Annotated in this window: 10 protein-coding genes and 1 pseudogene; 5 read left to right on the forward strand and 6 right to left on the reverse strand. The window is 66.7% G+C overall.

The window, feature by feature from the left end; translation table 11 throughout:
* Nucleotides 1–93, forward strand: a 93-nt coding sequence (locus tag ACIPK3_RS34105; protein WP_402576075.1) for a DUF6183 family protein, incomplete at its 5' end; no start/stop codon positions are given.
* Nucleotides 94–721: 628 nt separating this feature from the next.
* On the opposite strand, the gene ACIPK3_RS34110 is transcribed toward ACIPK3_RS34105, so the two are convergent.
* From ACIPK3_RS34110 to ACIPK3_RS34125, 4 genes are all read right to left on the reverse strand, one after another.
* On the reverse strand, nucleotides 722–1,246 hold the full coding sequence (locus ACIPK3_RS34110) for a hypothetical protein (RefSeq protein WP_402576100.1): 525 nt from the start codon (nucleotides 1,244–1,246) through the stop codon (nucleotides 722–724).
* 260 nt (nucleotides 1,247–1,506) lie between these two features.
* Nucleotides 1,507–2,079, reverse strand: coding sequence for a DUF4232 domain-containing protein (locus tag ACIPK3_RS34115; RefSeq protein ID WP_402576101.1), 573 nt, complete (start codon nucleotides 2,077–2,079; stop codon nucleotides 1,507–1,509).
* 338 nt (nucleotides 2,080–2,417) lie between these two features.
* A complete protein-coding gene (locus ACIPK3_RS34120) occupies nucleotides 2,418–2,990 on the reverse strand; it encodes a S1 RNA-binding domain-containing protein (protein WP_402576102.1) in 573 nt (190 codons plus the stop codon).
* A gap of 46 nt (nucleotides 2,991–3,036) precedes the next feature.
* The gene (locus ACIPK3_RS34125; RefSeq protein ID WP_402576103.1) at nucleotides 3,037–3,969 is read right to left on the reverse strand and encodes an IS630 family transposase; all 933 of its coding nucleotides are present in this window, start codon (nucleotides 3,967–3,969) and stop codon (nucleotides 3,037–3,039) included.
* On the opposite strand from ACIPK3_RS34125, the gene istA reads away from it, so the two are divergent.
* Entirely contained in the window at nucleotides 3,908–5,161 is a 1,254-nt protein-coding gene (gene istA, locus ACIPK3_RS34130; protein WP_402576104.1) for an IS21 family transposase, read from the forward strand. The genes ACIPK3_RS34125 and istA overlap by 62 nt on opposite strands.
* A 3-nt stretch (nucleotides 5,162–5,164) precedes the next feature.
* Nucleotides 5,165–5,977, forward strand: coding sequence for an IS21-like element helper ATPase IstB (gene istB / locus ACIPK3_RS34135; RefSeq protein ID WP_402576105.1), 813 nt, complete (start codon nucleotides 5,165–5,167; stop codon nucleotides 5,975–5,977).
* A 4-nt stretch (nucleotides 5,978–5,981) separates the two neighbouring features.
* Here the strand turns inward: istB and ACIPK3_RS34140 are convergent, their stop codons facing one another.
* Nucleotides 5,982–6,419: a hypothetical protein gene (locus tag ACIPK3_RS34140; protein WP_402576106.1), complete on the reverse strand. Its 438-nt coding sequence runs from the start codon at nucleotides 6,417–6,419 to the stop codon at nucleotides 5,982–5,984.
* Nucleotides 6,420–6,915: 496 nt separating this feature from the next.
* On the opposite strand from ACIPK3_RS34140, the gene ACIPK3_RS34145 reads away from it, so the two are divergent.
* Nucleotides 6,916–7,155, forward strand: a complete 240-nt coding sequence (locus ACIPK3_RS34145) for a hypothetical protein (RefSeq protein WP_402576107.1) — start codon at nucleotides 6,916–6,918, stop codon at nucleotides 7,153–7,155.
* A 71-nt stretch (nucleotides 7,156–7,226) separates the two neighbouring features.
* Here ACIPK3_RS34145 and ACIPK3_RS34150 read toward each other — a convergent pair.
* Nucleotides 7,227–8,431, reverse strand: a pseudogene (locus ACIPK3_RS34150) (IS256 family transposase).
* Between the two features lie 78 nt (nucleotides 8,432–8,509).
* Here ACIPK3_RS34150 and ACIPK3_RS34155 point away from each other — a divergent pair.
* On the forward strand, nucleotides 8,510–8,943 hold a 434-nt coding region (locus ACIPK3_RS34155; RefSeq protein ID WP_402576108.1), incomplete at its 3' end, for a transposase.

An 8,943-nucleotide genomic window follows, 5' to 3' on the forward strand; every position in this document is an offset into this window, starting at 1 on the left:
TGGTTCCACCAAGTTGCCTGGGACCTCGCCGTGGCCGCCCTGCGACCGGACGGGCAGGAGATCGCGGTGCTCGCAGCCACGGACATCGACTGAGACAGCAGTTACGGGACAGCCCTTGGCCCAAGCCGCATAGACGTGTTCAAAATCCGGGGGCAAGGCCCCCCAGGTCCTGGCCGTCACTCCAGCCGGAACCGAGGGATCAGCAGACGTAACCCTGACCACCAAAGTCGGCAGCGTCACCGATACCGGCGCCTTCACCTACCTCCCCGCGCCCAACATCTGACCAGACGCGCTGAGCCAGGGCGCGGCCTGCCGTCACGGAGTAACGGACACGGCCACGGCGATGGCCGTGAGAACGGTCGGCACTCCGGTCGCGGTCATTCCTCTCCGTCTCCGTCCTCGTCGTCATCCAGCCCAGCCCCCCGTCACTGCGAGGGTGGAGCACCCTGCGGGCCACCATGGCCGAGAGCTGGAGACGTCACGCGAAAGGGTGGCAACCCCCTCAAACCGTGTCAGCGACGAGGACGACTCCGGATGCACTCGTGCCCGGCCTGATCTGCCGGGGATCAAGGCTCGATGCCGCGGCGACGGTGGGCGCGTCGCAGTCACCCCAAGTAGCCGCCCAACTGCTGGCCAGGTCATCCTCGGGGTCGAGGTCTTCGGGCTTGCCTGGGATGCCGAACGCATCCAGAAGGCGGCGCTCGACGCCAAAAGGCTCGCCCTACGCCAGCTCAGGGTATTCGGCGATCCACCGCCTGATGACGGCACCGCCTTCGGCGATCAACCACGCCTCGCCGTCGTTCTGCTCGCTATGGAAGTAGGCCTGAGCTCGTCCAAATTCCGAGCTCAGCTGTTGGCACAGGTCCGTGACGAGGTCGGTGCGCGTCAGATAGGGAAGCCCGCACCACGCCCCAAAGATCAAGGCCCATCCCTCGATTGCTGGGGTGATCACGACTGTTGAGAATCGCTCCTCGCCGCTGTGCGCAACCTCGTCGATGAGATCGACACCGTCCGCCCAGGTCATCTCGCGCACGTTCCTGAGACCAAGTCGCGCGACAAGATCAGCTTGGTCGGCGCCATGCACCGCGATCCACGAGAGCCAGCATGCACGTATCGCCAAGGGCGAGTCGGAGGTCTCCACGACCGCCACCATAGTCAGGCGGCGGGTGAAACCAGCGGGCCGGGCACCCGGACCTACAAGATCATCTGAGACGCCGAGCGAATCGGTCCAGATCATCTGAGACATGGACCAGATCGCCTGAGACGGGACAGTGGGCCCGCCTCCCGATCTGGAGGTGGGTGTCCCGTGCCACTGGATCTTGACCGTTTGCCAGCGGACTTTGACGGACGCGAGTTTGTGTCATCGGAGTTTGATCACCGCAGGTCAGCGATCAGCGCACCGTCGGTGCGCTGATCGCTGACCTGCAGTTATGTGCAGTTCCTCGTAAACGTGTAGGTCAGAGCCTTGCGATCGTCAAGGAGGTTGCTCGACTTGTGGGACGGGGGTCAGGAAGGCTTGACCGCCGATACCGGGGTGGCGGTCACCTTGTTGTCGCACTCGGCCCACCATCCGTCGTTCAGGGCGACCTGGTGCTTCCCGGAGTGTGGCAGCCCGATGACCATCGTCGGATACGCCGCCGGGGTCTTGCCCGACACGCAGTAGCCGTCGCCCTCCCCCTGGACCTGGACGAAGGTCAGCTTCAGCCACGCCTTACCGTGCGGCCGGACCGTCACGGTGGCCGCCCTGCCGGTGGGGGCGACCTTGAGCGGGGTGCTGTGGGCGGGGGAGCCGTTGCCGGCGCCCGCGACCGTCGGATGGCCCTTCAGGGCGCACGTCTTCCGGGAGACGTTGGTGAACTGCACCACCGCCGCCCCGGTCCCGGTCCCGACGGGCGGGTGGGCGGCCTGCCAGGCGCTGACCTGGAGGGCGGAGGCCGGGCAGGCGGGCGGGGGGGTGGAGGTGGAGGTGGTGCTCGCCGCCATGGCGGTGCCGGGCAGGATGCCGGTCACTGCCGCCGCGACGGCCGTGACCGCCGTCGTCGCCAGAGCCGCCCTGCGAATGCCGTTGCTGTGACGCATGTTGTCGTCCCCCTGAGTCGTCGTCTCATCCGCGGGTTTCGGTCGTCGGTTGTTACCCCCGCGGTACGCGTGGTCGTGGTACGTGAGTGCAGATATGGCGGGAGAGCTGCAGGGTTCCGTCGGCGACTGCTTGTGACGGAACGGTGACAGATAGGCTGCACCGTGCAGGTGGCCGTCAAGGCAGACAGACACTCTGCGCGATCCGGACGCGCCGGCACGGGCGTTCTCGTCTAGTGCTCTGACCGCAAAGGTTCACCGGCCTGGCGAGTGTGCCTCCTTTGACTGAGCAGACGTTCAGGAACACTCGCGCAAGGGAGCTGTCGCAGGAAGGCAGCTCATCACACGTCGGCGGATGAGGCTTGTCGTCGGGAGAGGGCTATCCTGCGTCGCTCTCGGTCAATCTCGGTGACGACCACCGTGATTTTGTCGCCGACCTGGACGACATCTGATGGAGTCTCCACCGGTGTCCATGCGAGCTCTCGCAGGTGAACCAGTCCCTCGATTCCGTCGGCGACCTGGACGAAGACGCCGAACGGGATCAGCTTGGTGACCTGGCCAGGCAGTTTCTGCCCCACCGCGATGGTGTCGGCGAATACCTGAAAGGGGTCCGGCTGTGTGGCTTTCAAGGACAGTCGGGCCTCCAGGTTCCACGTGTCGAACTGGAGGAACTCGCATGAGACGCGCTGTCCGATCTGCACGACGTCGGAGGCTGCCTCGAAACGTCGCCAGGACAGTTCAGCGAAGGAGATGAATCCGACGCCGGGGAAGACCGGATGGTCTGGTCCGTCGTCCAGCGCAACGAACACACCGAACCGTTCGATCGCTGTGACGGTGCCGGAAAGGAGTTCGCCGCGGTGCAGTGATTCCAGGAAGGCCCAGAGTTCTGGGTTCTCAGACGGTCCACCCATCATGCTCCCAGCCTTTCACGAGGAGCCGTGCACTGGGTGGGAAGTGCGGTCACGCTGCGGTCTTGAGGGGACGTCCGCCCCAACGGATGCCTTTCTCGCTGCGGATGCGGGCGCGTTCACGTCGTTCGGCGGCCAGGACGTCATGCTGGCGGGCGTTGGCGTTGCGCCAGCGCAGGTAGGCGTGCAGGGCCCGTGTCTGGACGGTGTGGTTGGGGTGGTGGGAGTTGGCGATGGTGAACTGCCGAAGCGGTCCGAAGTGGGCTTCGATCGGGTTCGCCCAGGATGCATAGGTCGGGGTGAAGCACAGCTCGACCTTGTTCTTCCTGGCCCAGCGGCGGATGTCGGCGCCTTTGTGGGCGGACAGGTTGTCCAGGATCACGTAGATCGGGGCGCCGTCTGGCCGGGCAGTGCGGATCGACTTCAGCGCGGCCAGCGTGTTGGCGGCGCCCTTTCTGCGACGGTTGACGCCCCACAGGGTGTCGTCGCCGACCGAGTAGCAGCCGTGGAAGTAGCGCACGCCGTGCGTGCGGTGGTAGGTGGCGGGCAGCCGGTCGGGGCGCTTGTGCTCAGCCCAGCCTGAGCCCGCGGTGGGACGGATCCCGAGCGGGCCGAACTCGTCGAAGGCGAACACCCGGTCGGGGAAGCGGTCGAGGACCTCCTCGATCCGGTCCAGCTTCGCCTCGCGGTCGGGGTCGGGGGATTCCTTCCATGCCTTGGTGCGTTGGAAGGTAATGCCGCGGCGGGCGAGCAGGCAGCGTAACGCCTCGCGGCCGATGCGGATCATGTGGCCGTGGGCTTTGCGCAGGTAGGCGACGAGCTTGCGCAGGGACCAGCGGGTGAAGGGCTGGCCGTGTTGACGCTTCCTGAAAACTGACCCCTGAGCAGTCCGGGAATCTTGACCCCCTTCGGACTCTTGGAGGGTGCTGATAGTGGAGGACTGGGCAGAGATACGCCGTCTGCATCGCGCGGAGGGTGTGCCCATCAAGGAGATCGCTCGGCGGCTTGGGGTGGCTCGGAACACGGTGCGGGCCGCCTTGAACTCGGACCGGCCGCCGAAGTACGAACGTGAGCCCCGCGGCCAGGTCGCGGACGCTTACGAGCCGCAGATGCGGGCCCTGCTGCAGGAATGGCCGAGGATGCCGGCGCCGGTGATAGCTGAGCGGATCGGCTGGCCATACTCGCTACCGCCGCTGCGCAAGCGCCTCGCGGTGATCCGCCCGGAGTACGTGGGCATCGACCCGGTCGACCGGGTCGTCTACGAGCCCGGCCAGGTCGCCCAGTGCGATCTGTGGTTCCCGGAGACGAAGGTCCGGGTCGGGGCCGGTCAGCAACGGATCCTGCCGGTGCTGGTGATGACGCTGGGGTTCTCCCGCTTCATGTCCGCGGTGATGATCCCGTCCCGGCAGGCGGGCGACATCCTGTCGGGCATGTGGTCCCTGATCCACGGCATCGGCCGCGTCACGAAGACGCTGGTCTGGGACCGGGAGGCCGCGATCGGCGGGACCGGGAAGGTCACCGCCCCAGCGTCGGCCTTCGCCGGGACACTGGCCACCCGGATCCAGCTGGCCCCACCACGGGATCCTGAGTTCAAGGGACTGGTCGAGCGCAACAACCAGTACCTGGAGACCTCGTTCCTGCCCGGACGGCAATTTGTCTCGCCCGCTGACTTCAACGAGCAGTTGTCCGATTGGCTCGTCCGCGCGAACGAACGGACGGTCCGGTCGATCCAGGGCCGCCCAGTTGACCTGCTGGAGACCGACTACCTGGCGATGGTCCCGCTGCCGCCCGTGGTCCCGCCGATCGGGCTGAGCCACCGGATCCGGCTCGGTCGGGACTACTACATCCGCGTCGACACCGTCGACTACTCGGTCGACCCGCAGGTCATCGGCCGGTTCGTCGACGTCACCGCCTCCCTGGAGACCGTGACCGTGTTCTGCGACGGCAAGGTTGTCGCCCGACACGAGCTGTCATGGGCGAAACAGCAGGTCATCACCGACCTGGTCCACGCGACCACCGCCGCGAGGATGCGCGAGGCCCTCGCGCTGGACCGCCAACGACGCCAGGCCGCGACCCGTCACCACAGCGACGGGCACGCCGTCGCGCTTCGGGCCTTGCCCGACTACGACGCCCTCTTCGGTGTCGACTTCAACCCACCCACCACGAAGGCGGAGTGATACATGGCCACGACCACCAAACCGGCTAATGCGGCGAGCAACCCGAAGGATGGCATGCCGTCCATGCTGGCCTACCTCACGAGGGTGCTGAAGATGCCCACCATCGGCGCCTTCTGGGAGGAGCTCGCAGACCAGGCCCGCGACCAGAACTGGTCCCACGAGGAGTATCTGGCCGCCCTGCTGCAGCGGCAAGTCGCCGACCGGGAGAGCAAAGGCACCACGATGCGGATCCGCACCGCCCACTTCCCGCAGGTCAAGACGCTAGAGGACTTCAACCTCGACCACCTGCCGTCGCTCCGCCGAGACGTTCTCGCGCACCTGGCCACGGGGACGTTCGTCGCGAAGGCGGAGAACGTGATCCTGCTCGGGCCGCCCGGGATCGGGAAGACGCACCTGGCCATCGGGCTCGGCGTCAAGGCAGCCCACGCCGGCTACTCGGTTCTGTTCGACACCGCTAGCAACTGGATTTCCCGCCTCGCCGAGGCCCACCACTCCGGCCGGTTGGAGGCCGAATTGAAGAAGATCCGCCGCTACAAGTTGATCATTATCGACGAGGTGGGCTACATCCCGTTCGACCAGGACGCCGCGAACCTGTTCTTCCAGCTCATCGCGTCGCGTTACGAACAGGGCTCGGTGATGGTGACCTCGAACCCGCCCTTCGGACGCTGGGGAGAGACCTTCTCCGACGACGTCGTCGCGGCCGCGATGATCGACCGCCTGGTCCACCACGCCGAGGTCCTCACCCTCACCGGCGACTCCTACCGCACCCGGGCCCGACGCGAGCTGCTGGCCAAAGATAGGGCCGGACGGGAGTGAGTCCTCACAGCGTCCACCAACAATAAAGCTGCAGGTCAGCGGCGCGAGCCCGCTTGGCCAGGCCAACCAGTGCCTCCACGACCACTGTTGCCGTCGCGGCATCGAGTCCGCGCACGCCGCCGGTCGCAGACCAGGCCTCGGCCACGGTCGTCATGTCGTCCCCGGAGACGGAGGTCAGGCCGTCGAAGAGGGTGTTCGACACGGTCAGCACGAACGGACTGTCGACGTCCTCAGAGGACAGCAACTGTCCCACCCTCGGGCGCTTGCTTGCCTCTTCATAGCTGCAGCCCGTCATGACAGCTTCGAGCTGGGCGACGGCATCAACCGGATCGATGTCCTTGAGGAAGATCACGTCCAGCCCAGCACGGGCCGGGCCGCCGGCCTCGATCACGGCAACAGCGGACTCATCATCGGCGGCAGAAAAGTAGTCGGCGTCTGGCATACCGAGGATTCTGGCATCCGCCACCGACGGTCAACGCCTGCGAGGACGGACCGGGCCGTCACGCAACTGGGGGGCATTTTTCGGAGACTGCCCGAGGGTCACTTTTCGCGAAGCGTTGACAACCCATCCTTCGCCCTGAGCTTGGGCATCGGGATCGCTCTTCTTGGGGCGGACGTCCACAAATGCACGGCGGCCTGGCCTCGATGCTGGGACTTCCGCAACCAGCCTCCTGCCGAGATGGAGCGCGGTCAGTTTGTCCACGGGCCAGCTCGATCCGTCGTTCATGAGGTTCATTCTGGCCTGGTCACGCAGGAGTGAGTAGCGCGGCCAGGTGGTGACTTCTGGTGCGTGCTCAGCCAGCCGCCACCGAAGGCCAACACCACCCCGTCGACTGTGCAACAGCGCTCGGGTGGGAACTCACAGCCGAGCCGCTGCTTACACTGCTCGCGGCTTGATCAACTCACCGCGTGTTGCAACGACCCCTCGAATCCACCCCATGAGGCCGACCATGCCGGGTGCGACCCCCGACCACGGCGCCGGACGGGGCGCGTCCGAAGTGACACGCAAGCGCTCGCCGCACCGCCCCCGCGACACCACCGCCCTGCGCCGCCGCCTGCTGCTCCTGTCCGTACGGCTGTGGTGGCACCCCTACTGGGAGACCCACCCCTCGGTGCCGGCGGCACGCTCCGAACGGCGGCAGCTGGCCCGCGCCCGGCGGGCCGTCCAGGCGGCGTGACCGCATGCCTCGGTCGACCAGGAGCACGGGGTTGTGGGTGGTGTCCCGCTGGTTGGTGCAGCCGATCTTGGTCAGGGCGTGTTGGTGGTGTTCGGTAGCGCGGGGGCGCTGTTGGGGAGCTCGGCGGGGTAAAGCTGATCCATGCTTCCCTCGGGCAGGTAGCGGCGGGGGAAGGCGATCCATTCGTCGTGCAGTTCGAACAGGACGGCGGTGACCAGTCGCAGGAGCGCGTCGTCGTTGGGGAAGACCTGGACGACGTCGACGCGGCGCTTGACCTCGCGGTTGACCCGCTCCAGTGGATTGGTGGACTGAATTTTCTTCCAGTGGCGTTCGGGGAAGACCGCGAACGCGGTCAGGTCCTCCTTCGCTTCCAGGAGCATCTCCTTGACCTTGGGGAACTGGCCGCCGAGCATGTCGGCGACAGTGTCGAGCTGGGCACGGACCGTCTCGCCGGTGGGCTGGGCGAAGATCGTGCGGATCGTCGCGGCGACCATCTCGGCCGACTCCTTGCTGATCACGCCGAAGACATTGCGCAGGAAGTGAACACGACAACGCTGGTAGGCGGCCCCGAGCATGACCTTCCTGATGGCCTTGACCAGTCCTGAATGATGGTCGCCGATCACGAGCCGGACCCCACTCAGGCCGCGTTCGCGCAGGGAACGCAGGAACTGGGTCCAGAACGCCTCGGTCTCGCTGTCGCCGACCATCACCCCCGGCACCTCGCGGCCGCCGTCCTCGGTGATCCCGGTGGCGATGACCACGGCGCGGGACACGATCTGGTGCTCGACCCTTGCCTTGCAGTAGGTCGCGTCCAGGTACATGTACGGGAAGCGCACGTGGTCCAGGGGCCGGTTGCGGAACGCGATCAGCTGGACGTCCAGGTCGCCGCAGATCCGGGAGACCTCGCTCTTTGAGATCCCGGTGTCCGCGCCGAGGGCCTTGACGAGGTCGTCGACCGAGCGGGTGGACACGCCGTGCACGCACGCCTCCATGATGACCGCGTACAGGGCCTGGTCGATCCGGCGCCGCCGCTCCAGCAGGCTCGGGAAGAAGCTGCCAGACCGCAGCTTGGGGATGGCCAGGTCCAGGTCGCGGCCTGGCTGGTCAGCGTCCGCTCCCGGTGGCCACTGCGGTAGGCGGTGCGGGTGTCGGTGTGCTCGTTCCACTCCGCGCCGATCTTCGCACTCGCCTCGGCCTCGATCAGCTCCTGCAGCATCCGCTCGGCCACCGAGCGGACCAGTTCGAGGCCGTCCGCCGAACGTAGTGACTGCAGCAGGCGGAGTAACTGATCGTTTCAGAATGAGTTCAGCCACGGGTCTTGCGCTTGATGATCTTGCTCGGCAAGGTGTCCGAGGTGCGTGCTGATCTTGTTCCTGACGATCTGTGGGAGAGGGTGGCCCCGCTGCTGCCGCCCGCTCCCGAGCGGCGCCGTCGCCACCCCGGGCGGCTGCGAGTGCCCGACCGAGTGGCGCTCGCGGGCGTCCTATACGTGCTGCGGACCGGTGTCGCGTGGCGTGATGTCCCTGCGGAGACCGTGGGCTGTTCCGGTGTGACGGCCTGGCGGCGGCTGCGGGACTGGACCGAGACCGGTGTATGGCCACGCCTGCACGCCGCGCTTCTGACTGAGCTTCGCCGCACCGCCCTGCTGGACCTGGACGACTGCTCCATGGACGGATCGCACGTACGGGCCCTCAAAGACATCTCAGGGAGCCAAGAAGTCAAGCTGCTTGCTCGGCCGGAGGTGACAGGAGCGGTGCGAAGGCATGCTGTTCATCGAAATGCTGCCGG

It is taken from the genome of Streptomyces sp. NPDC086787 (genome assembly GCF_044745865.1).
Lineage (GTDB): Bacteria > Actinomycetota > Actinomycetes > Streptomycetales > Streptomycetaceae > Streptomyces.

Bases quoted from the DNA above. Each gene is read 5' to 3' on its own strand.
- ACIPK3_RS34110 (WP_402576100.1), bottom strand. From the start codon at position 1,246: ATGTCTCAGATGATCTGGACCGATTCGCTCGGCGTCTCAGATGATCTT.
- istB (WP_402576105.1), top strand. From the start codon at position 5,165: ATGGCCACGACCACCAAACCGGCTAATGCGGCGAGCAACCCGAAGGAT.
- ACIPK3_RS34120 (WP_402576102.1), bottom strand. From the start codon at position 2,990: ATGATGGGTGGACCGTCTGAGAACCCAGAACTCTGGGCCTTCCTGGAA.
- ACIPK3_RS34125 (WP_402576103.1), bottom strand. From the start codon at position 3,969: ATGGGCACACCCTCCGCGCGATGCAGACGGCGTATCTCTGCCCAGTCC.
- ACIPK3_RS34140 (WP_402576106.1), bottom strand. From the start codon at position 6,419: ATGCCAGACGCCGACTACTTTTCTGCCGCCGATGATGAGTCCGCTGTT.
- ACIPK3_RS34115 (WP_402576101.1), bottom strand. From the start codon at position 2,079: ATGCGTCACAGCAACGGCATTCGCAGGGCGGCTCTGGCGACGACGGCG.
- ACIPK3_RS34145 (WP_402576107.1), top strand. From the start codon at position 6,916: ATGAGGCCGACCATGCCGGGTGCGACCCCCGACCACGGCGCCGGACGG.